Here is a 23437-nt window from a genome sequence, read left to right as displayed (position 1 = left end):
AGGAGCGAGCTTGCTCGCGATAGCGGTGTATCAGCCAACCACCGATGTTGCCTGATGCGCCCCCATCGCGAGCAAGCTCGCTCCTACCGGTACGTGGGTTGTAGCGCGACAAATTGACCTCATAGATATAAAGAAACGGCTCTTGCCGTGCCTTTTATGCCCGGCTCTGAGAAAATGCCCCCACTTTTTTTCCGGATGCCGACATGACTGCCCTGAAGAACGACCGTTTCCTTCGTGCCCTGCTCAAGCAACCCGTAGACGTCACCCCGGTGTGGATGATGCGTCAGGCTGGGCGCTACTTGCCTGAATACCGCGCCAGCCGTGCCAATGCCGGTGACTTCATGAGCCTGTGCATGAACCCGGCGTTCGCCTGCGAAGTCACCCTGCAACCTCTGGACCGCTATCCCCAGCTGGATGCGGCGATCCTCTTCTCCGACATCCTGACCATCCCCGACGCCATGGGCCAAGGCCTGTACTTTGAAACCGGCGAAGGTCCGCGCTTCAAGAAAGTGGTCAGCACCCTGGCCGACATCGAAGCCCTGCCGATCCCTGATCCGCAAAAGGACCTGGGCTATGTGATGGATGCGGTCAGCATCATTCGTCGTGAACTCAATGGCCGCGTACCGTTGATCGGTTTTGCCGGCAGCCCCTGGACCCTGGCCACCTACATGGTCGAAGGCGGCTCCTCGAAAGACTTCCGCAAGTCCAAGGCCATGCTCTACGACAACCCGCAAGCCATGCACCTGCTGCTGGACAAGCTGGCGCAGTCGGTCACGTCCTACCTCAACGGGCAGATCCTGGCCGGTGCCCAGGCGGTGCAGATTTTCGACAGTTGGGGCGGCAGCCTTTCCTCGGCGGCTTATCAGGAGTTCTCCCTGGCCTACATGCGCAAGATCGTCAGCGGCCTGATCCGCGAGCACGACGGGCGCAAGGTGCCGGTGATCCTGTTCACCAAGGGCGGCGGCCTGTGGCTGGAAAGCATTGCCGAGGCCGGCGCCGATGCCCTGGGCCTGGACTGGACCTGCGACATTGGCGAAGCCCGCCGTCGGGTCGGCAGCAAGGTCGCCCTGCAAGGCAACATGGACCCCACCGTGCTCTACGCCAACCCGCAGGCGATCCGCAGCGAAGTGGCGCGCATCCTCGCCAGCTACGGCACCGGCAGCGGCCACGTGTTCAACCTGGGCCACGGCATCACCCCGGAAGTCAAACCGGAGCACGCCGGAGCCTTCCTGGAGGCGGTGCACGAGTTGTCGGCGCAATACCACGCCTAAGCGCCACCCGATAAAAAACGCCCGGCACCTGCCGGGCGTTTTCATTGGCAAACCCTTTTTTGTAGGAGCCAGCTTGCTGGCGAATAGGCCCTCGAGACTTGCGCCTGCCTGTCGGCCAGCCTTCGCTGGCAAGCCAGCTCCCACAAGGGCCCGCCGGCACAGCCCCGATCCGTGTAGGAGCCGGCTTGCCGGCGAAAGGGCCCTCGAGACCTGCACCTGCCTGACGAACGCCTGCACACAGGCCAGGCGTCACAACGGCGGGAGTCTCGCCAGTTTCACGGCAATCAGCAGTGCCCCGAGCAACAGGGCGCCGATAAACAGGCCGATGCCGTTCCACCCCGCCAGGTGCCAGAACACCCCGCCCGCGGTGCCGGCGATGCTCGACCCGGCGTAGTAGCTGAACAGGTACAGCGAGGAGGCCTGGCCCTTGGCCTTGGTGGCGCGGCGACCGATCCAGCTGCTGGCCACCGAGTGGGCGCCGAAGAAGCCGAAGGTGAACAGCAGCATGCCGACCAGCACCAGGGCCAGTGGGGCGAGCAGGGTCAGGGCAATGCCCGCGAGCATCAGCACGATGGTGGCCCACAGCACCCGACGCCGGCCCAGCTGGTCGGCCAGGGCACCGATCTTCGCCGAGCTGTAGATGCCCGACAGGTAGACCACCGACAGCAGGCCGACCAGGGCCTGGCTCAGGTGATAGGGCTCGGCCAGCAGGCGATAGCCGATGTAGTTGAACAAGGTGACGAAGGCCCCCATCAGCAGGAAGCCTTCGAGAAACAGCCAGGGCAGGCCGGCGTCGCGAAAGTGCATGGTAAAGCCGTCCAGCAGGCTGCGCGGATGCAGCGAGCGCGGGCGGAAGTTGCGCGACTCGGGAAGGATGCGCCAGAACACCGCCGCTGCAATCAGCGCCAGGCCGCCGATCACCAGCATCGCCGTGTGCCAGCTGACAAAATCGATCAGCACCCCGGTAATCAGCCGCCCGCTCATGCCGCCAATGGCGTTGCCGCCGATGTACAGGCCCATGGCCAGGCCGATGTGCTGCGGGTGGATCTCTTCGCTGAGGTAGGTCATGGCCACGGCCGCCAGCCCGCTCAGGGACAGCCCCACCAGCGCTCGCATCAGCAGCACCCCGTGCCAGCTGGGCATCAGCGCGCTGGCGATGGTGCACAGGGCGGCGGCCAGCAGGGCGGCGAGCATCACCGGCTTGCGGCCGATGCGGTCGGAAATCGGCCCGGTGATCAACAGACCGATGGCCAGCATGGCGGTGGCGACCGAGAGGATCAGGCTGCTCTGGGCCGCATTGATGGAAAACTCCGTGGACAGCAGCGGCATCATCGGTTGCACGCAATACAGCAGGGCGAAGGTGGCAAAGCCCCCGGAGAACAGCGCCAGCACGGTGCGCATGAACAGCGGCGTGCCTTTTTCGATGTAGGCCTCGTTGAGCTGGGCGACCACCTCGTCCAGGGGCGTGGAGGGGATTTCGTGGGCAAGGGGGGCGACAGCGGTTTTCACGGGAACCTCGGGGGGCAGCGCAGCCGGTCAGGCAATGGAAAAAAGCATATAGCTGGCTAATGTTCCTTTCCAATATATTGTTCGACCTGTTTGATAGCTTTAACGACTCAATGGAGCCGCCCCATGGAATTGCGTCACTTGCGCTACTTCATCGCCGTCGCCGAAGAGCTGCACTTCGGCCGCGCGGCCCAGGTCCTGGGCATTTCCCAGCCGCCCCTGAGCCAGCAGATCCAGGCCCTGGAGCAGGAGGTGGGTGCCCGCCTGTTCGAGCGCACCAATCGTCGGGTCGAGCTCAGCGAGGCCGGACGCCTGTTCCTTGAAGAGGCGCGCCTGGCGCTGGCCCAGGTGGACAAGGCGGCGGACGTGGCGCGGCGTGCGCAGCTGGGCGAACTGGGGGAGCTGAAGATCGGCTTCACCTCGTCGGCGCCGTTCAACTCGACCATTCCCCAGGCGATCTTCGCCTTTCGCCAGCGCTTTGCAGCGGTGCACCTCAAGCTCAAGGAAATGAGCAGCACTCAGGTGGCCGAGGCGCTGGTGGACCAGTCGATCCAGATCGGCATCATGCGGCCCCTGCCATTGCCCGATTCGCTGTCGGTGGTGGAGCTGCTGCGCGAACCGCTGGTGGCGGTGCTCAGTTCCAAGCACCCGCTGGCCAGTGGCAGCGAAGAGGGGTTGCACCTGGCGGCGCTGGCCCAGGAACCCTTTGTGTTCTTCCCCCGCAGCTACGGCAGCGGCTTGTATGCGCAATTGCTCAGCCTGTCCCGGGACGCCGGTTTCACCCCGCATTTTGCCCAGGAGGCGGCGGAGGCCATGACCATCATCGGCCTGGTGGCGGCGGGCCTGGGGGTTTCGGTGCTGCCGGCGTCCTACCAGCGCATGCGCATCGACGGCGTGGTCTACCGCCGGCTGCTGGACCCCGAGGCCATGACCGCGGTGTGGCTGGTGCAGCGCAAGGATCAGTGCTCACCCATGGCCAGGGCCTTTGTCGAGCTCCTGACGCGCAAGACCGGGGCCACGTCCTGAGCCGGGGCTTCGCCGGCGCTGCCGCATCAGCCGATCGTCTCCTGCGCTTTCATCTGCACGCACGGCCCCCTTGGTGCAGGTGAGCACACGGCCCCGGCCTTCCGACTAGCGGCTCGCCCATAAAAAAGGGCGCCTCAAGGCGCCCTTCGCGGTGTGCAACGGCTCACTGCACTTTCGACAGATCCCCGCGCAGCGCCACGCCCGCCATGATCGCGCCGGCATGGCACTCATAGGTCGTGGCGTCCTTGCGCTCGCGGCTCTTGTAGAAGCTGGCGATGTCGGTCACGGCGTTGGCGCCGACTTTCTTCGCCGCTTCATGCAGGGTGATCAGCGCCGACTGCAGGGCCCACTCGCAGGCCACCTGGTCGGCCTTGCCGAAGGCGTTGGTCTTCTTGTTGGTCACGGCGCCGGGGCTGAGCACGCTGACCTTGCCGGCGGGCTTGTTGCCCGCCAGGTAGAACTTCACGCTGCCGTCGATCTTGCCGGTGCTGATGGCTTCGGCCACCACCTTGTCGAACGGCAGGAACAGGGCGGTGTCGCGGGCCTGGCTGACGCCGGGCAGGGTGCACAGCAGCAGGGTGGCGGTTGCCGCCAGGGTCTTCAAACGCATCGCAGTCTCCTTGACTTGAAAAGGGGGCAAAGCAGCCCGGTGACCGCGGTCACAGGGGGATGATCATTGGCCAGCCGGGAAGCTCTTGGCCGCGGCGTCTGACAGTTGTTGCGCGGTCCGCTCGTTCTGGTTGTCCCGCAGCTCGCGCAGGATGCCCTTGTCCAGCAGGCGCACCCAGCGGATGTAGTTCTTGTGGATCTTGCCGTCCTTGTAGTCCAGGTCGCGGCTGTCGCGGTAGACGATCTTGTAGGTGCTGGCGCTGTACGGGATGTCGATCTCGGCGTGGAACTGGCCGCGCACGGTGATCTCGGCCTGGATCAGCTCCGGGCTGATGCGCTGCACGGTCCACTTGCGGGCCACCAGATTCTTCAGGATCGCCTGTTTGACCTGCTCCTGGCTGGCCTGGATGGTGGCCGGGATGATCCGGTTCGGGGTGTACATCGGTTTGCTGGTGCAGGCGGCCGTGCTCAGCAGGGCCAGGACGATCAGCGTTGCGCGAAACAGGGAGGACATTCCATTTCTCCAGTGGGGTTGGGCGTCAAGGCCAGCGACGGAAGATCAACGAGGTGTTGACCCCGCCAAAGGCAAAGTTGTTGTTCATCACGAATTCGTGGCTCATGGCCCGGAAGCCGCCCTGCAGGTAGTCCAGCTCGCCGCAGCGCGGGTCGATCCGGTCCAGGTTGCAGGTGTGCACGTACAGGTCGCGGTTGAGCATCTCGATGCTGAACCAGGATTCCAGGGCCCCGCAGGCGCCCAGGGTGTGGCCGAGAAAACTCTTCTGCGAACTGATGGGCATGCGGCTGCCGAACAGGCTGTGGGTGGCCAGGGTCTCGGCGATGTCGCCCTGCTCGGTGGCAGTGCCATGACCGTTGACGTAGCCGATGGCCGCCGGGTCCAGCACGGCATCTTCCAGCGCCAGCTCCATGGCCCGGCGCATGGTGCTCTGCTCGGGACGGGTGGTGTGCTGGCCGTCGGCGTTGCTGCCGAAACCGACGATTTCCGCGTGAATGCGCGCGCCACGGGCCAGGGCGTGTTCCAGCTCTTCGAGCACCAGCATGCCGCCGCCTTCACCGATCACCAGGCCATCGCGATCGGTGTCGTAGGGCCGGGGGCTGGTGTGGGGCGCATCGTTTTTCAGGCTGGTGGCATAGAGCGCGTCGAACACCATGGCTTCGGTGGGGCACAGCTCTTCGGCGCCGCCGGCGAGCATCAGCGGCAGGCGCCCGAATTTGATCGCTTCATAGGCATAGCCGATGCCCTGGCTGCCGCTGGTGCAGGCGCTGGAGGTGGGAATCAGGCGTCCGGTGAGGCCGAAGAAGATGCTGATATTGGCCGCGGTGGTGTGGGGCATCATGCGCACGTAGGAGTTGGCGTTGAGCCCCTCGGCCACCGAGTTCAGCAGCATGTTGCCGAAAGCCTTGATCTCGTCGGTGCTGCCGGTGGAGGAGCCACAGGCCACGCCCATGCGCCCGTCCTTGATCGACGGGTCGCCCAGCAGTCCGGCATCGGCCAGGGCCTGCTCGGCGGCGCCCACGGCCAGCCGCGAAACCCGGCCCATGCTGCGCAGTTGCTTGCGGGTCCAGTGGCCAGGCACCTGGAAGTCATCGATGGGGCCGGCCAGGCGGGTGTTGAGTTCGCTGAAGCGGTCCCATTCATCCATGCGCCGGATGCCACTGCGGTTGGCGGCAAAGCGCTCGGCGATGCTGGCCCAGTCGCTGCCCAGGGAGGTGATGCCGGCCATGCCGGTGACAACCACGCGTTTCATCAGCACAGGCCCCCGTTCACCGCCAGCACCTGGCGGGTGATGTAGGCGGCCTCGGCGGACATCAGGAAGTTCACCGCGCCGGCGACTTCTTCCGGGGTGCCCATGCGCTGGGCGGGGATCATCTTCATCAGCTCGTCCACCGGCACGTTCTCATCGAGCATGGCGGTGTCGATCAGCCCCGGGGCCACGCAGTTGACGGTGATCTTGCGCTTGCCCAGCTCGATGGCCAGGGCCTTGGCGGCGCCGATCAGGCCGGCCTTGGAGGCGCTGTAGTTGACCTGGCCGCGGTTGCCGATCAGCCCCGACACCGAGGTGATGCAGACAATGCGCCCGGCGGCGCGGCGGCGGATCATCGGCATCATCACCGGGTGCAGGACGTTGTAGAAACCGTCGAGGTTGGTGCGCAGCACCTGGTCCCAGTCGTCTTCGCTGAGGGCCGGGAAGGCGCCGTCGCGGGTCAGCCCGGCGTTGAGCACCACGCCGTAATAGGCGCCATGGGTTTCGACGTCGGCTTCCAGCACGGCCTTGCAGGCCGCTCTGTCCGACACGTCGAATTGCAGGATGCGGGCGCTACGGCCCAGGGCTTCGATCTCGCCCTTGACGGCTTCGGCTTCGCTGCGGCCACTGCGGCAATGCAGCACCAGGTCATAGCCGGCCTGGGCCAGGCGCAAGGCGATGGCGCGGCCGATGCCACGGCTGGAGCCGGTGACCAGTACGGAGTCAGTCATGAGGGAGTTCCTGTAGAAGAGGCAGGTGTTTCATGCAGATAGTCGGCGGCCTGGGGCGGACGGTACACGTTCAGGCGCGCCGTGGCGGCAATGCCGGGGCCGCTGAGGTGGCATTCGAACACGCCCATGCCGTTGTCGTCTTCGAGGGAGCGCAGGGCGTGGATCTCCAGCAGGCTGTCGACCGGGAAGTGCTCGACATTGCATTCGAACTTGCGGCTGCCCAGCAGAAAGCCCAGCTCCACCGGCAGGCCTTGCTGGCGCGCGCGACAGCCGGCGTAGGCGGCCACGCTCTGGGCCATCAGCTCGATGCCGACCCAGGCCGGCAGGCTGCCGTCGGGGCGGTTGAACAGGCCGCCGGGGCGAACGTGGAGGCGGGTACGGATCTGTTCTTCATCAAAGGCCAGGACCTGATCGATGAGGATCATGTCCCCGGCGTGGGGCAGCAGTTCGGCGAGCGGCCAATCGATCATGGGGCGTCTCCGATTATCAGGCTGACGTTGTTGCCACCGAAGGCGAAGGAGTTGCTCATCAGGTGGCGCGGTGCATGCGCCGCCAGCCGGTCGCCGGGGGTCACCCAGCGCAGGGGCGGCAGGGCCGGGTCGGCCTCGGCATCCCAGACATGGGGCGGCAGCGCCCGGTCGGGGTTGTCGGCGCTCAGGGCCAGCCAGCAGAACGCCGCTTCCAGGGCTCCGGCGGCGCCCAGGGTGTGGCCGCTCATGGGCTTGGTCGAGGAACAGGGCAGGCCCTCGGGGAACAGCTGGGCCACCGCCAGGCTTTCCATGGCGTCGTTGTGCTGGGTGGCGGTGCCGTGCAGGTTCAGGTAGTCGATCTGCCGTGGCTGCAGGCCGGCGCCGCGCAGCGCCAGGCGCATGGCCTGCAAGGCGCCACGGCCATCGGGAGCCGGGGCGGAAATATGGTAGGCATCGGAGCTGGCGCCACCGCCGAGCAGGGCGATGGGAGCCTCGCCGCAGGCCTCCCGGCTCATCAGGAACAGCGCCGCCGCCTCGCCGATGTTGATCCCGTCACGGTTGCGCGAGAACGGATTGCAGCGCTGCGCGGACACCGCTTCCAGGGCGGTGAAGCCGTTCAGGGTGAGCTTGCACAGGCTGTCCACCCCGCCGCACAGCACGGCGTCGCACAGGCCCAGGTCGAGCAGGCGCCGGGCGCTGATCAGGGCCCGGGCGCTGGAGGTGCAGGCGGTGGAAATCACATAGGCCGGGCCGCAGAGTTGCAGCCAGTCGGCGAGGAAGTTCGCCGGGGCGCTGAGCTCCTGCTGGCGGTAGTCGTATTCGGCGGGAAACTGCCGATCCTGCAGATAACGGGCAATGCCTCGGCTGGCTTCGTCGATGCCTGAGGTGCTGGTGCCCAGGACGATGCCGATGCGGCCCCGGCCGTAACGCTGGATCGCCTGGCGGATGTCGTCTTCGATCTGCAGCGTGGCCTCCAGCAACAGCTGGTTGTTGCGGCTGTTCTGCGCTTGCAGGCCGGCCGGCATGCTCGCCAGCGCACCACGAACCGCCGCCACCGGCAGGCTGCGCTCGGGCACCCAGTGGCTTTCTTCGCGCATGCCCGAGCAGTCGCCGGCAAACAGGCTGCGGGCGACTTCCCGGCGATTGCGGCCCAGGGCGCAGATCACCCCGAGGGCATTGAGGTAGGCCGTCATGGCGTGCTCCCGGTGCTCAGTGGGCTGATGTGGTAATGCGGGCCTTGAGGCAGGTTCAACTCGAAATCCAGAGGTTGTTGATAGTCAATCCGCCAGCGTGGGCCGAGGGTGCGTCGCGTGCCTTGCTCAAGGGCGCCGGGGTAGTTGGCCCGCAGTTCGGCCGCGGGGGTGAGGGCGAACAGCAAGGCGGCGAACAGCTCCCGGGCCTCCGGGTTGGGCGGCAGCAGACCGTCGGCCTGCCACTGGCCAGCCACCAGGCGCTGACGGGCCTGGGGAATGCCCAGCGGGTCCATCAGCGACCAGCGCAGGTCCGGGCCTTCGGCCTGGATCACCAGCAGCCAGTCCTGGCGTTGTCCGTCGGCCTGGCGCTCTACATGCAGTTGCAATGGCAACGCCAGGGTAGGCATGCGCTCGGGCAGCGGCGCCTGACTGACGCAAGCGCTCAGCAACAGGACACACCCGAGCAACAGAGCGCGGATCATGCGCACCCACCTGCCCCGGCAACACTGGCATCCAGAGGCTTGCGCGCCACCACGTTGACCAGGGTTTCCTCGCGCTGGCCCACCGGCGGCGGCTGGCGCAGGCCGAGGCGTTCCAGCAGGCCGAAGTCCTTGGCGCGACTCCACCACAGGTAGGGATAAGACACGTTCTGCGGGCCGAATTCAAAGCCCTGCCGACGAATCATCTGCAAATATTCATCGGCACTTTTCTGCACCTGCATCGGGTGGCGGAACAGCCAGCGGATCACCCAGGTATCGATGTAGGCCTCGGTGGACTCGGCGAACAGCAGGTAGCCCCCGGGCTTGAGCACCCGGTAGAACTCGGCCAGGGCCTTTTCCTGTTCCACCAGGTGATGGAAGGTCTGGTGGCAGAACAGCAGGTCGACGCTGGCGTCGACCAGTTGCAGGCTCGCGCAGTCGCTGCCGATCAGTTCCACCGCGAACTCTTGGCGCCGGGCTTCTTCGGCGCTGAGCTTGAGGCTGTGGGGGTCGGCGTCGATACCGATCAGGCGCTGCGGGGCGAACACCCGACGCAGGTGCTGGAACGACTTGCCCTGGCCGCAGCCGGCATCCAGCAGCACCGGATGGGCCGGCGGTTCGCCGTCGAACAGTGAACGCAGGTCGTTGATCGCCACCCGCAGCACATGGTGCTGCCAGGTGTGGCTGCGCAGGAACCAGAAGCCGAAGCGGGTTTCCTCGACGTAGCTGGGGCTCAGGTACTGGCCGCTTTGCTCGCTCATGCCACGTCCCTCGCGCAGACTTCCGACAGCGCCTTGAGCCGGCGCTTGGGCTCGCTGACGAAGGGGTTGCGCTCATCCCAGGCGTAACCGGCGAGGATCGAACTGATCATGCGGCGGATTTCCGGCGAGCTGCCGGGGTGGTAGATCACGTCCTGGAAGCTGCCGGCGTACCAGCCCTCGACGTAGCAGCGGAAGGTATCGACGCCACGCTTGAGCGGTGCGGCGAACTCGCTCGCCCAGTCGACGCTTTCGCCCTGCAACTGCCGGTGCAGCACGGCGGCGGCCATGCTCGACGAACGCATGGCGATGGTCACCCCGGAGGAGAACACCGGGTCGAGGAACTCCGCGGCATTGCCCAGCAGGGCGAAGCCCGGGCCGTGCAGGGTGCTGACGTTGGCCGAGTAGCCGCCGATGGTCCGCGCCGGGGTGTCCCACTCGGCGTTTTCCAGGACCCTGGCCAGGCTCGGGGTTTCGTTGATGAAGCCGCGCAGGCAGGCGTCCAGGTCGCCATCACGTCCGGCGAAGTGTTCATCGGCGGCCACCACGCCCACCGAGCAGCGGCCGTTGCTGAAGGGGATGCTCCAGAACCAGATGTCGCGGTGCTCCGGGTGGGTGGTGATGAGGATCTTGTTGCGGTCGAAATGCTCGCAGTCGATGCGGTCTTCGACATGGGTGAATACCGCTCGGCGTACCGGGAAATTCGACGGCGCTTCCAGCTCCAGCAGGCGCGGCAGCACCCGGCCGTAGCCGCTGGCGTCGAGGATGAAGTCCGCCTCGATGCGGTACTGGCTGCCGTCCTCGCGGCGGCAGTCGAGCTGCGGCAAGGGCCGCTCCACGTCCACTGCGACGATCTCCTCGCCGTAGCGGATCTCGACCCCTTGCAGCGCCGCCTGATCGGCCAGCAGCTTGTCGAAGTCGGCGCGCTGCACCTGGAAGGTGGTGGGCTTGCCACGGCTGAAGGTGTCGCCGAAATCGAAGGTGCTGTAGTGCTCGCCCCAGGCAAACGCCGCGCCATTTTTCAGCTGGAATCCGGCGGCCTGCACCGCCTCCAGCATCCCGGCTTCCTCGACGAAATCCAGGCAGTGGGACAGCAGGCTTTCGCCGATGGAGAAACGTGGGAAATGTTGCCGCTCGACGATCAGCACGTCATGGCCCTGGCGCTTGAGCAGCGCGGCCGCGATGGCCCCCGAGGGACCGGCACCGATCACCACGACCTGGCGACGTTGCATTTCAACTGTTGGCACTGGGGCTCCTTGCCGGTTTGGCGATGTTCAGATTCAAGGGGGCCGCTTGGGGCGCGGCCCGAGGTGTTCGGTGCATCCCGGCCAGGGCCGGCAGCAGGGTGGCGATCAGGCCCATGAGCATCAGCGCGAAGTACAGCGCCGGGCTGATCAGCTGTTGTTGCAGCAGCAGGTTGAGAAAGACGATCTCGCTCAAGCCGCGAATGTTCAGCAGCAGGCTTTCCCGCCAGCGGCTGGCGCCCTCGAAGGAGGCGCCGGCCCAGCCCAGGCCCAGCCAGTTGCCCAGCAGCTTGCTGGCAATCGGCAGCACCAGCAGCGCCGCCAGTTGCACCCAGCCGAGGCTGTCCATGGCGCTGTGCACATTGATCTGCACGATGCCGAACGTGAGGATCAGCGGGATGGCGACCAAGGTCTGCAAGCGGTGCATCCAGGCAGCCTGTAACGGCAGCACCAGCGGCAGCTTGAGGGCGGCCATGCACAGCAGGTAGCCGATGCCGAAGATCAGCGCATTGAGCTGGTAGTGCTCGGCCAGCACCAGCAGGCCGAAAAAGCCCAGGCTGTGCAGCAGCGGCTGGCGCAGGCCCAGGCCACGCAGCAGCAACGGCAGGCAGGCACCGGCCAGCGGCAGCAGCAGGCTGCTCAGGTGCAGGCTGCCCTGGGCCAGGGCGAACAGGCTCCAGCAGGTCAGGTCGATGAGGATCGCGGTCTGCACCAGGCGCCGGGTGGCGGCGGGCGGGTACTGGATGTGCCGCAGGTACAGGTACAGCACCGGGATCGCGGTGATGGCGAACAGCAGGCCCAGCGCCAGGGAGCTGATCCAGGGTTGCGCCGGCAGCAGCCACAGGGCCGTGGCCAGCCCGCAGGCGAAGGGAATGCCGAAGCTCGGCACGGCGATCTTCAGGCTCTGGCGGTCCAGGCGCAGGTCGATCACATCGCTGAGGATATGCCCCAGCAACAGGGCGAAGCTCAGGCTGTACAGGTGCTTGAGCCACTGCGGCGATACCAGTTGCGCGCCGTTCAACTGCCAGTGCGGCTCGATCCACAGCAGCATCAGCAACGGCAGGCCGAAGGTCGCCAGCAGCAGTTGGCTGACAATCGGGATCAGGCCCAGACGCCGGCCGACGTGGGTGGCCAGGGCGAACAGCCCGAGGGCCAGCAGCCAGAACAGCAGGATCAGCATGGGCCGTGCTCCGCCTCGGGCAACGGGTGCGGCGTGTGGCCGGCCCAGGGCGCGAGGATAAAGCTGAAGGCCAGCCCCAGGCTCACCGCCAGGCCGAAGTTGCTCACCGCCGGGGTGCTGGAAATCGCCAGCAGGCCGAACGACAGCCAGGTGGTCAGGGCCGCCAGCAGGGTGCCCAGCAGGCTCACCGCGGCGCCACCGATCTGCTCGCGCATGAGAATCGCGTAGTCGACGCTGATGGCCGTCACCAGCAACAGGCCGAACAGGCTGAACAGGGTCAGGGGCTGGCCCAGCCAGCCGAGGCTGGCCAGGCTGCACAAGGCCGCCAGCAGCGGCAGTGCCACCAGGCGCAGGGCGCCGCCCAAGCCGAAGGGCAGGATCAGCAGCAGCACGATCAGCACGCAGGAGGCCAGCTTGAGTTCGGCGGCGCTGACCTGGGTCGCGGCGAACACCCGGTTCAGCTCACCGAGGCGATCCACCAGTTGCACCCCGGGCAGATCGTCGGCCTGGACCCGCAGCAGGGCGGCGTCGTTCAACCCTTGCAGGCTGACCATGGCCGCCACGCCGTCGGCATTTTTGCCCAGCCACAAGGGGCGATAGGGTTCGGCCAGCGGCCCGGTGAGCGCGCTGTCGAGGTCTTCCTCCGGCAGTTGCTGCAATTGCTCCAGCTCCGCCTGCAACGCGGCCTCGGGCACCCCCAGGTCGAGCAGCGGTTGCCAGAAATGCGGCAACTGCTTGAGGGCCTCGCGCACCTGCTGCTGTTGCGCCGGTTGGTTGAGCAACTGGTTCAGCGACAGGTAGCCCTTGAGCTTGCCCAGGTTCACCAGTTGCTGCAGGCGCTGGTCCAGGGCGCCCAGGCGTTGCAGCAATTGCTGCTGGTCGGCCGCGCGCACCAGGAAGAACTGGCTGGTGGGTTGATAGCCGGTGATCCGGGCAATGGCCTGGGCTTCTTGCAGCAGTTGCGGCGGCGCTCCGACCCACTGGCGAATGTCGTTCTTGCTTTGCAGTTGCCACAGGCCGCCGGCGCAGAACAGCGCCAACAGGGCCAGCAGCGCTGGGCTCGGCACGCGTTTGAGCAGCGCGGCACGCACGCTGAGCAAGGCCTCGGCGACCCGCAGCGGCCATTGCGCCGGACGCAGCTCGACGCCCTTGAGCAGCGCTGGCAGCAGGCACACCGCCGACAGGTAGGCCCCCAGCAGGCCGGCGGCGGAGAACGCGGCGATCTGGGTCAGGGCCGGGAACGGGGTCCAGGCCAGGGCCAGGTAACCGATGCAACTGGTGATCAGGCTCAGGCTCAGTCCGGGCAGGGTCAGGCGCAGGGCCGGCCAGCTGCGCCAGGGGTTCAGGCTCCAGCTCTTGGACAGGTAATGCAGCGGGTAGTCGACGGCCACGCCGATCAGGCTCGACCCGAGCACCAGGGTCATCACGTGCATGTGGCCGAACAGGGCGACACAGGCCACCGCGCCAAACAGCATGCCCACCAGCACCGGGACGAAGGCCAGTAAGGCGCGCCAGCGGCGAAAGGCCAGGAGCAGCAGCAAGAGGATGCCCAGGGTCGCGCCACCGCCCACCCAGGTGATCTCGCGGCTGGCCTGCTGCTGGCCGTTGGCGGCGTACAGCAGGCCACTGGCGGCCAGCAGCTGGACCTCGCCCTGGCTCGCCTGTTCGCGGCTGTGGCGCAGCAGCTCGGCCACTTGCAGGGGCAACTGCATGTCGAACGCGTTGCCGCGGGTATGGGCCCGCAGCAGCACCCAGTGCCGGCCCTCGGCTTTGGCCACCAGGGCGCCGCTGGCGATATCCAGCTGCACCGCGCCGTGTTGTGGCTGGCTGTTCTGGATGCGTCCGCTCAGGCCCAGCCAGTCATCCTGGCTCGGCACCAGGGAGAAGCCGGCAAAGGGATCGAACAGGCTTTGCACCCGCTGCTCGATGAACGCCTGGGGCTGGTTGATCAACTGCTCGCGGTCCTTGGCCGCGAGCATGGCCAGGCGGCCTTGCAGCAACTGCTTGCGCAAGGCCGGCAGGTCGGCCTGGAGGTTCCACTGCACCTTGTCGAACAGCCCGCTGGCCTGCCACTGCTCGGCCAGTTGCCGGGCCATGTCCACCGCCTGCTGGCGCTCGGCGTGGCCCACCAGCACCAGGATTTCCCGGTTCAGCGGCTCCTGCATGCGTTGCTCGGCCTGCAGCTCCAGGGCGTCCGGGGCGGTGCCGGGGACCAGCTCCATGAGGTTGGCCGACAGCGGCGCGCCGTGGCGCCACTGCCAGGCACCCAGGGCCAGGACCGCCAGCAGCAGGATCAGGAAAGCCCGGGGCAGCCAGCGTTCACTCGGCAAAGTCATGTTGCTCCGCTTCGCTCAAGGGTTGGGCGCTGCTGCTGTCCTGCATGATCAGCAAGGTACGGTCGCCCTGGGCTTCCAGCAGTTCGATGCGTTGCACCAGGGCGCCGCCGTCGATGTTGATCTGGTTGAAGATCTGTTTCAGCAGCAGGGAGCGGGGGATCAACTGCAGGTGCCAGTCCTCGGCGCTGCCTTGCAGCTTGAGCTCGAAGTCCCGTTGCAGGCCGCTGCTGTCGCCTTGCAGCACCGCGAGGAACAGGCGGTTCTGCTCGGCCCCGGCGCTCTTGCCGGGGAGCAACTGCCAGCCACCGGCATCGCGCCGGGCAATGCCGGCGGCGGTGATGCGGTAGTCCTGCTGCAACGGGGTTTGCAGCAGCCACAGCAGGCCGTGGTTTTTCGCCAGCACGAAGTGGCCCTTGCTGGTCAGCGGCTGGGGCAGGGCGCGCAGGTGTTTTTCCTGGATGAAGCGGCCGTGGATCACCTCCGGCCGCGACAGCTGATCGCTCAACTGTTGCAGATCGAAAGCCTGGGCCAGCCCCGGCACACACCACAGCACTAGGACCGTAGGAGCGAGCTTGCTCGCGAACCGCCGCACCACGGTGCTTGGCGCCGCGCACTGGGCCAACAGACCGACCATCTTCGCGAGCAAGCTCGCTCCTACCTTCATGGCAGGGCCCTGGCGACGGCGTCGGTGAACACCTTGGGCGAGGCCAGCTGCATTTCCCGGCTGGCGATCTCGACCGCCACCTGCACCGAGCTGGCTCGGGTCAGGCGCTCGCCGGTGGCCAGGTCGGTGATCAGGTAGTTGATCTTCAGGCGGTTCTCCCACTCCACCAGGCTGGCGCGCACGTTCAGGGTCTGGCCGAACACCGCGCCGCGCACGTAGCGCAGTTGCAGGTCGATCACCGGCCAGGCGTAGCCGGATTCGAGCATCTGGTTGTAGTTGTGGCCGAGCTTGTCCAGCAGGGCGCAGCGGGCGACTTCCAGGTACTTGACGTAATGCCCGTGCCAGACGACGTGCATGGTGTCGACGTCGAAGAACGGCACCAGCACCTGGGTGTCGGCGTGGATCACTCCCTTGCTACGCATGCAGCCTCCAGTGTTGTTCGGCGATACGTTGCAGGCACAGGCGCAGTTCGCGCTCCAGGGCGCGGTCCTCGATCACCGCTGGGAAGTCCGCGGTCAGTTGCTGGTGCATGGCCTCCAGGGCCGGCGGCAACGGCCGCGCATCGGCTTCCTGGCGGCGCAGCCAGACGCCCTGGTTGGCCGCGAGCAAGGTGGCGGCGGCCACTTGCTCGGTCAGTTCCAGCACGCGGATGGCGTCGCGGGCGGCGATGGTGCCCATGCTCACCTTGTCCTGGTTGTGGCACTCGGTGGAACGGGAGAACACGCTGGCCGGCAGGGTGTTTTTCAGGGCTTCGGCGGTCCAGGCGCTGGCGCCGATCTGCACCGCCTTGAAGCCGTGGTTGAGCATGGCGCGTTCGGCGCTGGCGCCGGACAGGTTGCTCGGCAGGCCGTGGTTGTAGCGCACGTCCACCAGCAGCGCCAGTTGCCGGTCCAGCAGGTCGGCGACGTTGGCCACCAGGTTCTTCAAGCTGTCCATGGCGAAGGCGATATGCCCGCCATAGAAGTGCCCGCCGTGCAGCACGCGTTCGGCTTCGGCGTCGATGATCGGGTTGTCGTTGGCGCTGTTGAGTTCGGTTTCGATAAAGCTGCGCAGCCAGTTCAGGCTGTCGGCCAGCACCCCCAGCACGTGGGGCGCGCAGCGCAGCGAGTAGCGGTCCTGCAGGCGGTGCAGGGGCGCGGTCGGTGCGTCGATGGCCAGGTCCTGGCGCAGCCAGGCGGCCACTTGCATCTGCCCCGGGTGCGGCTTGGCGGCGAAAAGGCGCTCGTCGAAGTGCTCCGGGTTGCCTTGCAGGGCCACCACGTTGAGGGCGGTGATGCGGGTCGCCAGGTGCAGCAGGTAGTCGGCCCGGGCAAAGGCCAGGCAGGCCAGCCCGGTCATCACTGCGGTGCCGTTCATCAGCGCCAGGGCTTCCTTGGGCCGCAGCACCAGGGGCTCCCAGCCCAGCTCGCGGTGCACGTCGGCGGACTCACGGCGCTCGCCGCGAAACAGCACTTCGCGTTCGCCGGACAGGGTCGCCGCCACATAGGACAGCGGCGTCAGGTCGCCGCTGGCGCCCACCGAGCCTTCCTCCGGGATCAGCGGCAGGATGTCCTGGTCGAGGAAGGCCTGCAGGCGCTCCAGCAGCTCCACCCGGACCCCGGACACCCCGTGGCACAGCGACTGCAAGCGCGCCGCCAGCACCGCGCGGGTGGCCTGGGCGTCCAGCAGCTTGCCCAGGCCGCAACCGTGGAAGGTGTACAGATGACGGGGCAGGGCCTCGACGTGCTGCAGCGGCACCGCCACCACGCAGGAGTCGCCGTAGCCGGTGGTCACGCCATAGATCACCCCTTCCTTGTCCAGCAGGGAATCGAGGAACTGCGCGCCCTTGGCGATCCGCTGGCGCCAGGCGGCGTCGTCTTGCAGGCGGGTCGGCGCCTGGCGGTTGGCCAGGGCCAGCACGTCTTCGATGCGCAGGGGGTGTTCGCCGAAGGTTACCGGCTCATGGGTCGAGGTCGTCATCGGTCTTCCAGAATGGGTAAAAGTTGAACCATTGTTGCGGTGCCAGCAGGCAGTAGTGGCCCAGGCGCTCGGCGTAGCGGGCGGTCCATTGGGCGATCACCTGCTGGCGGTCGTTGCGTTTCCACTGCACGGCCTCGGCGAAGGGTTCGAGGGTCACCTGATAGCGGCCCTGCTGTTTCAGGCACAGCAGCAGGTTGACCGGGCACTTGAGCAGCCCCGCCAGCAGCCAGGGACCCTGGGGGAAGGCCGCCGGATGACCGAGGAAATCCACCCGCACATTGCGCCCGCCGTGCAGCGGCACGCGGTCGCCGGCAATCGCCAGCCACTCGCCGCGATCCAGGCGCTGGCTCAGTTGCAGCATGATCGCCGGGTCCAGCTCGCTGACCTGGATCAGCCGCAGGTGGCTGGCCCCGGCTTCGCCCAGCAGGCGGTTGAAGCGTTCGGCGTGCTTGGTGTGCACCAGCACGTTCATGGTCACCTGCTCCCCCAGCTCGGCCAGGGCCCGGCAGACTTCCAGGTTGCCCAGGTGCGCGCCCACCAGCATCTGCCCGCGCTCGCCGCGCAGCTGATGGCGCAGTTGCGCCGGGTCTATGATCTCGATCTGTTCGATGCGCAACTTGCCGTTCCACACGTCGAGCTTGTCCAGCAGGGCGTCGGCAAAGGCCATGAACTGGGCGAACACCCGCCAGTGGCTGGGGCGCAATTCGTCGCGCCCGCTCCATTGCGCCAGGCGCTGCTGGTACTGCCAGATGCTGCGTCGGGCGCTGCGGCCGAACACAAAGAAATAGAACACGATGACGTACAGCACCGGGCTCAGCAGGCGCCGTCCCAGGATCCGCACGCCGAAGGCGGTGAGCTTCATCAGCCAGAAGCTGCCGCGCTCCTGGTGCTCGGCCCAGTGTTCGTTGGGGGGCGTCTGGCTCATGGGCGCCACCGGCGCCAGAGGATCAGCGGCAGGCGCGCCAACATGCCGAAGAACAGCTTGGCGTGCATCTTCGAGATCAGCGCGTTGTCGTGGAACAGGCGAAAGTGCGACAGGCCGTCCTGGGGGTAGTGGACCCGGGTCGGCAGCCAGTGCATGGGCTGGTTGCGCCAGGACAGGCGCACCAGGATCTCCGGGTCGAAGTCCATGCGCCGGCCCAGTTGCACCGAGTCGATCAGGGCCAGCGCCGCCGGCAGGGGATAGACCCGGAAGCCGCACATGGAATCCGGAATCTGCAGCGACAGGCTGTTGATCCAGACCCAGACGTGAGTCAGGTAGCGGGCGTATAGGCGGCCCTTGGGCACGCTGGCGTCGTACTGTGGATAACCGCAGATCAGCGCCTGGGGATGGGCCCGGGAGCGCTGGATGAAGTTATCCACATCCGCCAGGTCGTGCTGGCCGTCGGCGTCCACTTGCAGGGCGTGGCTGAAGCCCAGCTGCGCGGCTTCACGCAGGCCGGCCATGACCGCACCGCCCTTGCCCTGGTTGATCGCCAGGCGGATCAGGAACACCTGCTCGCGCTCGGCCAGTTGTTCCAGTACTGCGGCGCAGGCCGCGCTGCTGGCGTCGTCCACCAGCACGCAGGGCAGGCCCCGGGCCAGCAGTGCGTCGACCACGGCGGGCACGGCGGTTTCATGGTTGTAGACCGGAATGACGGCGCAGGGCTTATGCATGGACGCTGGCCCCTGCACGGCAGGAGCTGGCTGGCCAGCCAATCCCAGGTTCAACGCCCGACAACTTATCCACAGCTGGCCTCCAGAACGATCCGCCCGCTGGAGCAGGGAGCGCCGTCGTTGAAGTAGGCGAAATACAGTTTCTGGCGCTGGGCATCGAAGCGCAGGTTCAGCTGGATACGGTCGCCGGGGCGCACCAGTTGCTGGAACTTCAGCACTTCCATGCCGGCGAAGCGGCCCGGCAGTTCGAGCAACTGCTGACCCAGGGCCAGGGCCCAGTCCACTTGCACCACCCCCGGCAGCACCGGGGTGGCGGGGAAGTGCCCGCTGAAGTAGGCCAGGTCCGGCGGGATCGCCAGTTGCAGTTGCCATTCGTCGGCGTGCTGCACCTGCTCCAGCACCTCCGGCGCTTGCGGGCGCGGCGCCAGCAGCAGGGCCTGGACCTCGGCCTGGGGCAGCTTGCCCTGGTTGTTCAGCGGCAGTTGCCGCACCAGGCGCCAGCGTCGCGGCAGGGCCAGGGCTTCGCAGTGCCGGGACAGGTGCTGGCGCAGGGTCTGGGTCAATGTGCGCCGGCCCTGATTGCGCAGGGCATGCAGGCCGGACTCGCTGAGCACCAGCAGGGCGCCGAGGTAGGCGCGGTTGTCTTCGACCACCCCCAGGCGCGCTTCCGCGACCCAGTCGTGGCTTTCCAGGGCCTGTTCCAGCATCGGCAGGGAGATGCGCTTTTCTTCCAGTTTGACGATGCGGTCCAGGCGGCCCAGCAGCTCGAAGCGCCCGTCTTCGGCAATGCGCGCGGCATCGGCCGTGTGTTCGATATGCCCGGGCGGCAGGTAGGGCGAGGCAATCAGCAGCGCGCCGTCAGGGTCCTGGCTCAGGCGCACCTCGGCGAAGGGTTGCCACAGGCCCGGCCCCTGGCGCCAGGCAATGCCGCCGGTTTCCGAGCTGCCGAGGATTTCCGTCGGCCACTGTTGCAGCCGTTGCTGCAGGCTGGCGGCGGCTTCGCTCGGCAGGGCGCCACCGGAGGAGAACACCCGCCGTACCGGGCTCAGGGCCGGCCAGTCGAGGTTGTCGCCCATGCGCTTGAGCAGCGCCGGGCTGGCTACCCAGGCGAAGGCCGGGCATTCGCGGCTGGCCCGTTGCAGGTCTTCGGGGAAGGGCAACTGGCGACGCACGAAGGGGCGCCCGGCGCACAGCGGCCAGAGCACGCGGAACAGCAGGCCGTAGATGTGCTGGGTGGCGACGCTGCCGATGATCCAGGCCGGGCCCAGGTCGGCGCCCCACAGGTGTTCCAGGGCGCTGACTTCGTTGGCCAGCTGGCGCAGGCTTTTTTCGATGCGCTTGGGCTCGCCGCTGGAGCCCGAGGTGCACAGGCTCAACAGGCAGGCATCCAGGTCCAGCTCGGCCGGTTCCAGGGGCTGGGTCTGCAACTGTTGCAGGGGCGTGTCCTGATCGGTCAGCCACAGGTCGACGTCCGCAGCCCAGCGCTGGCGAGTCTGGGGCTGCAGGTCGGCGGGCAGCAGCACGCTGACCCCGGCGCGCCAGGCGCCGAGCAGGGCCACGGCCAGGTCCACGGCGTCTTCTAGGTGCAGCGCCAGGCGCTTCACGCCGCGCTGTTGCAGGGCGCCGGCCAGGCACAGGGCCTGTTCTTGCAGGCGCTGCAGGTCGATCTCGGGCTGGGCACTGACCACTCGCGGTGCTTGGGTCTTGAGCAACAGCCGCTCAAGGGCAATCCAGTTCATCTACGGCCTCTTACCCGTTGTCGTAATAGCCATTCAATGGCAAACAGCAGACCCATCAGCCCATAGGCGATCAGGCCGTTGTACAACGTCCACCAGCTCAGCGGCGCCCACAGGGTCAGGGCCGCGGCGAGCACGCCGTTACAGAGGAAAAACACGCTCCAGGCGATGGTCACCTGGCGGGTATAACGTATGGCTTTTTCCGGCAGGTCCGGCTCGCCAAGGCGCGCCAGGCGTTCCGCCACCGGGGGGCCATATTTCAGGCTCAGGCCGAACAGGCCGAGCATGAAGCTGCTGATCAGCACCGGGTACCAGCGCAGCAGCGCCGGGTTGTCGAACCAGGCCAGCAGCAGGCAGAAGCCGATCGCCGCCAGGGCCATCCACAGGCTGCCGGGGCGGCGTTCGCCGGTCAGCGCCCGGGCCAGCCACAGGCCGCCCAGCAGCAGGCCGAACTGCCAGGGAGCGAAGTGCTCCATGCCGAAGTACACCGCGAAGGGGTAAAGCAGGCCGGCCAGCAACAAGCCCAGGCCGATCAGCCGGCTCATGCGGCCGGCTGGACCAGACGGTAGACCGCCTCGACCACGTCGTTGACGGTGCGCACCGACTTGAATTCCTCGGCGGCGATTTTCTTGCCGGTCTGACGCTTGATGTGGTCGATCAGGTCGACGGCGTCGATGCTGTCGATTTCCAGGTCCTGGTAGAGGTTGGAGTCCAGGCTGATGCTGTCAGGCTCAAGCTCGAAGAGTTCGACCAGGGCATCGCGCAGGGTGTTGAAGATGTCGTCACGGGTTTGCATGGTCGGTTCTCAAGCTGCCTGTTTTGCAGTGACGAACGCCGCAAGGCTCGCCACGTTACTGAAGTGGTTGCGGGTGTCCTTGGCGTCGGCATCGATCTTGATGCCGTACTTTTTCTGGATCGCCAGGCCCAGTTCCAGGGCGTCCACCGAGTCCAGGCCGAGGCCTTCGCCGAACAGGGTCTGATCGTTGCCGATGTCCTGGGCACTGATGTCTTCGAGGCCCAGGGCGTCGATGATCAGCAGTTTGATTTCAAGCATCAGGTCCGGGTGTGTATCGCTCATCTCTGGCGAGCTCCTTAATGAAATAGTGGTGCAAGTGCTCATTGAGCTTGCGCGAAGCCTGGGGCGCCGGGCCTTGGGCTGCAAAGGTCTGTGGGTCTATATCGGCACCGACGTGGAAACTGAAGTGCACGCGGCGCTGCGGGATGCGATACCAGGGCTCGGCCTTGGTCAGGGTGGTGGGGCTGACCCGGATCACCACCGGGGTGATGATTTTCGCACCGCGCAAGGCGATGGCCGCAGCCCCCCGATGAAAGGCGGGGGCGCTGCCGGGCTGGGTGCGGGTGCCTTCGGGAAAGACGATCAGGGTCTGGCCTTCCTGCAGTGCTCCGGAGGCCGCATCGAGCATGTCCATGCTGCCGTCGTTGCTGATGTACTGGGTGGCGCGCACCGGGCCGCGGGTGAAAGGGTTGCTCCACAGGCTTTGCTTGACCACGCAGTTGGCGTCGCGCACCAGGCCGATGAGGAACACCACGTCGATCAGCGACGGGTGGTTGGCGATGATCATTTGCCCCGGCCGCCCGAGCCGCTCGGCGCCCTGCACCTCATAGGTGAGCACGCCGCTCCTGGCCATGAAGCGGATAAACAGCCAGAACAGCCGGCTCACGGTGTTGCGCGCGCGCTGCCGGTGGCGGTGGGCATCGCCGGGCAGGCAGGCAAGCAACGGGAAAATCACCAGGCGCAGGCACAAACCACCTATTCCGAACAGCGCAAAGCTCAGAGCGGTGGCGATCAGGCGCCAGTGGTAGGCATTGCGGCCCTTGGCGCTCAGTGCTTGTGTTGCCAGGTCCATACACGATTCATCCAGGCATGTTGGCAAGTGTTCTGTGCCCCGAGCAGCACGCGCAGCAGGTTCAGGGCGTGGGGCCACGGGGCTTTGGGGGTTTGACCGTCGTCGCTGCCCAGGGACAGCTGCCAGTCGTCGCCTGGGGTCAGCAACAGGCCCAGGGCGTAGGGAAAGGGCACGTCGTCGATCCAGCTGGCATAGGCTTCGGGCGGCTGCTCCTCGGTAATCACCAGCAACACGTGGGGCGCGCCGTCGGCCAGCAGGGTGGCGGCTTCCAGCAGGCCGTGTTCCAGGCCATCGCCGGCGGCGGCCAGGGCGGTCATTTCACTGGTTTCGCCGCGCATGATCGACCACAGGCCGATCACCGCGTTGTGCACCGACAGGCTGAACTGGGTCGGTGACAGCGGCTGCTCGGCGGCCAGGTCGCTGAGGATTTCGAAGGTCCGCGGGGTTTCGCCATGCCGGGAGATGAACACCAGCGGCAACTGCTCCAGGCCTTCGGCCAGGGGCCAGCCAACGCTGAAGGCCATGCGTGCCAGGCGGCTGAGACGGCGGCGCTGCATGGCCGGCAGAAAGGACACATCGGGAGCCGCATCGCTGCTTTGTGGCAGGGTCGGCTGGTGGCTCCAGGCCTGCCAGGCGTCCACGCTTTCGAGCCCAGGGGCCCACGCACGCCATTGAGCGATGTTGAACTTGATCACTTGATTTCATCCCGCCCCTGCGGGCTTCCTTGACGCGGTGTATCGCTTCGATTGGCGATTGACCTGAGTGACGCGAAGGCGTCAGTGGCGCGCATTATCCCGGTGCGACTGGCTTGTAGCAAATGCTGCTTGGGTTGTTGGTCGCAAAAACGTCGAATCTGCACCGCTAAAAGCTGTCTATTTGCCACTATCGACGACCGCTCCGAGCACAACCTGTCGTGGCCATGCCTTGCTCCGGTCTGACCGGTGGCGCCAGGACTGCGCAAACTCTTGCGCTGTCGAGGTAGCTAAGC

At 66.8% G+C, this 23437-nt stretch carries 25 protein-coding genes; 2 read left to right on the top strand and 23 right to left on the bottom strand.

Features of this window, described 5'->3' with window-relative positions; genetic code table 11:
• Positions 1-203 precede the first annotated feature (203 nt).
• On the top strand, positions 204-1271 hold the full coding sequence (gene hemE, locus GGI48_RS12665; RefSeq protein WP_179598565.1) for a uroporphyrinogen decarboxylase: 1068 nt from the start codon (positions 204-206) through the stop codon (positions 1269-1271).
• Positions 1272-1520: 249 nt separating this feature from the next.
• Here hemE and GGI48_RS12660 read toward each other — a convergent pair whose 3' ends face one another.
• Complete coding sequence (locus GGI48_RS12660) at positions 1521-2747, bottom strand: MFS transporter (protein WP_260620672.1); 1227 nt, start codon at positions 2745-2747, stop codon at positions 1521-1523.
• A 156-nt stretch (positions 2748-2903) separates the two neighbouring features.
• On the opposite strand from GGI48_RS12660, the gene GGI48_RS12655 reads away from it, so the two are divergent.
• Positions 2904-3803 (top strand): LysR family transcriptional regulator, encoded by a 900-nt coding sequence (locus GGI48_RS12655; protein ID WP_103742086.1) that lies wholly within the window; start codon positions 2904-2906, stop codon positions 3801-3803.
• Between the two features lie 163 nt (positions 3804-3966).
• Here the strand turns inward: GGI48_RS12655 and GGI48_RS12650 are convergent, their stop codons facing one another.
• The 22 genes from GGI48_RS12650 to GGI48_RS12545 form a co-directional block, all read right to left on the bottom strand.
• Entirely contained in the window at positions 3967-4413 is a 447-nt protein-coding gene (locus GGI48_RS12650; protein WP_016966160.1) for a hypothetical protein, read from the bottom strand.
• 63 nt (positions 4414-4476) lie between these two features.
• A complete protein-coding gene (locus GGI48_RS12645) occupies positions 4477-4926 on the bottom strand; it encodes a hypothetical protein (protein ID WP_179598561.1) in 450 nt (149 codons plus the stop codon).
• A 25-nt stretch (positions 4927-4951) separates the two neighbouring features.
• On the bottom strand, positions 4952-6178 hold the full coding sequence (locus tag GGI48_RS12640) for a beta-ketoacyl-ACP synthase (RefSeq protein ID WP_016966162.1): 1227 nt from the start codon (positions 6176-6178) through the stop codon (positions 4952-4954).
• A complete protein-coding gene (gene fabG / locus GGI48_RS12635) occupies positions 6178-6906 on the bottom strand; it encodes a 3-oxoacyl-ACP reductase FabG (protein ID WP_179598560.1) in 729 nt (242 codons plus the stop codon). Before fabG ends, GGI48_RS12640 begins: the two co-directional genes overlap by 1 nt.
• Positions 6903-7376: a hotdog family protein gene (locus tag GGI48_RS12630; protein ID WP_179598558.1), complete on the bottom strand. Its 474-nt coding sequence runs from the start codon at positions 7374-7376 to the stop codon at positions 6903-6905. The genes fabG and GGI48_RS12630 overlap by 4 nt, the downstream gene beginning before the upstream one ends.
• Positions 7373-8569, bottom strand: a complete 1197-nt coding sequence (locus tag GGI48_RS12625) for a beta-ketoacyl-[acyl-carrier-protein] synthase family protein (protein ID WP_179598556.1) — start codon at positions 8567-8569, stop codon at positions 7373-7375. The genes GGI48_RS12630 and GGI48_RS12625 overlap by 4 nt, the downstream gene beginning before the upstream one ends.
• Complete coding sequence (locus GGI48_RS12620; protein WP_179598554.1) at positions 8566-9051, bottom strand: DUF3261 domain-containing protein; 486 nt, start codon at positions 9049-9051, stop codon at positions 8566-8568. Before GGI48_RS12620 ends, GGI48_RS12625 begins: the two co-directional genes overlap by 4 nt.
• Entirely contained in the window at positions 9048-9809 is a 762-nt protein-coding gene (locus GGI48_RS12615; RefSeq protein ID WP_179598552.1) for a class I SAM-dependent methyltransferase, read from the bottom strand. The genes GGI48_RS12620 and GGI48_RS12615 overlap by 4 nt, the downstream gene beginning before the upstream one ends.
• Positions 9806-11053 carry an NAD(P)/FAD-dependent oxidoreductase gene (locus GGI48_RS12610; RefSeq protein WP_179598551.1) on the bottom strand — a complete coding sequence of 416 codons (1248 nt, stop codon included), beginning with the start codon at positions 11051-11053 and terminating at the stop codon, positions 9806-9808. Before GGI48_RS12610 ends, GGI48_RS12615 begins: the two co-directional genes overlap by 4 nt.
• Entirely contained in the window at positions 11040-12230 is a 1191-nt protein-coding gene (locus GGI48_RS12605; RefSeq protein WP_179598549.1) for a sodium:proton antiporter, read from the bottom strand. Before GGI48_RS12605 ends, GGI48_RS12610 begins: the two co-directional genes overlap by 14 nt.
• A complete protein-coding gene (locus GGI48_RS12600) occupies positions 12224-14566 on the bottom strand; it encodes an MMPL family transporter (RefSeq protein WP_179598547.1) in 2343 nt (780 codons plus the stop codon). The genes GGI48_RS12605 and GGI48_RS12600 overlap by 7 nt, the downstream gene beginning before the upstream one ends.
• Positions 14550-15230, bottom strand: coding sequence for an outer membrane lipoprotein carrier protein LolA (locus GGI48_RS12595; RefSeq protein WP_179598545.1), 681 nt, complete (start codon positions 15228-15230; stop codon positions 14550-14552). Before GGI48_RS12595 ends, GGI48_RS12600 begins: the two co-directional genes overlap by 17 nt.
• Positions 15227-15652, bottom strand: a complete 426-nt coding sequence (locus GGI48_RS12590; protein ID WP_016962647.1) for an acyl-CoA thioesterase — start codon at positions 15650-15652, stop codon at positions 15227-15229. The genes GGI48_RS12595 and GGI48_RS12590 overlap by 4 nt, the downstream gene beginning before the upstream one ends.
• Positions 15645-17189 (bottom strand): histidine ammonia-lyase, encoded by a 1545-nt coding sequence (hutH, locus tag GGI48_RS12585; RefSeq protein WP_179598542.1) that lies wholly within the window; start codon positions 17187-17189, stop codon positions 15645-15647. The genes GGI48_RS12590 and hutH overlap by 8 nt, the downstream gene beginning before the upstream one ends.
• Complete coding sequence (locus tag GGI48_RS12580; protein ID WP_179598540.1) at positions 17170-18114, bottom strand: glycosyl transferase; 945 nt, start codon at positions 18112-18114, stop codon at positions 17170-17172. The genes hutH and GGI48_RS12580 overlap by 20 nt, the downstream gene beginning before the upstream one ends.
• Positions 18111-18845 (bottom strand): glycosyltransferase family 2 protein, encoded by a 735-nt coding sequence (locus GGI48_RS12575; RefSeq protein WP_179598538.1) that lies wholly within the window; start codon positions 18843-18845, stop codon positions 18111-18113. Before GGI48_RS12575 ends, GGI48_RS12580 begins: the two co-directional genes overlap by 4 nt.
• Before the next feature lie 65 nt (positions 18846-18910).
• Complete coding sequence (locus GGI48_RS12570; protein ID WP_047301231.1) at positions 18911-20584, bottom strand: AMP-binding protein; 1674 nt, start codon at positions 20582-20584, stop codon at positions 18911-18913.
• Positions 20581-21126 carry a membrane protein gene (locus tag GGI48_RS12565; RefSeq protein WP_047301233.1) on the bottom strand — a complete coding sequence of 182 codons (546 nt, stop codon included), beginning with the start codon at positions 21124-21126 and terminating at the stop codon, positions 20581-20583. The genes GGI48_RS12570 and GGI48_RS12565 overlap by 4 nt, the downstream gene beginning before the upstream one ends.
• On the bottom strand, positions 21123-21377 hold the full coding sequence (locus tag GGI48_RS12560) for an acyl carrier protein (protein WP_016962653.1): 255 nt from the start codon (positions 21375-21377) through the stop codon (positions 21123-21125). Before GGI48_RS12560 ends, GGI48_RS12565 begins: the two co-directional genes overlap by 4 nt.
• A gap of 9 nt (positions 21378-21386) precedes the next feature.
• Positions 21387-21659 carry a phosphopantetheine-binding protein gene (locus tag GGI48_RS12555; protein ID WP_011058851.1) on the bottom strand — a complete coding sequence of 91 codons (273 nt, stop codon included), beginning with the start codon at positions 21657-21659 and terminating at the stop codon, positions 21387-21389.
• Positions 21628-22449, bottom strand: coding sequence for a lysophospholipid acyltransferase family protein (locus tag GGI48_RS12550; protein ID WP_016962654.1), 822 nt, complete (start codon positions 22447-22449; stop codon positions 21628-21630). The genes GGI48_RS12555 and GGI48_RS12550 overlap by 32 nt, the downstream gene beginning before the upstream one ends.
• On the bottom strand, positions 22425-23144 hold the full coding sequence (locus tag GGI48_RS12545) for a beta-ketoacyl synthase chain length factor (protein WP_016962655.1): 720 nt from the start codon (positions 23142-23144) through the stop codon (positions 22425-22427). Before GGI48_RS12545 ends, GGI48_RS12550 begins: the two co-directional genes overlap by 25 nt.
• Positions 23145-23437: the final 293 nt, after the last annotated feature.

Origin of the sequence: Pseudomonas protegens (genome assembly GCF_013407925.2) — a bacterium.
GTDB classification, from domain to species: Bacteria; Pseudomonadota; Gammaproteobacteria; order Pseudomonadales; family Pseudomonadaceae; genus Aquipseudomonas; species Aquipseudomonas fluorescens_AP.
Note: the sequence above shows the minus strand (reverse complement) of the source record. Positions and strands in the feature narration are given on the sequence as shown.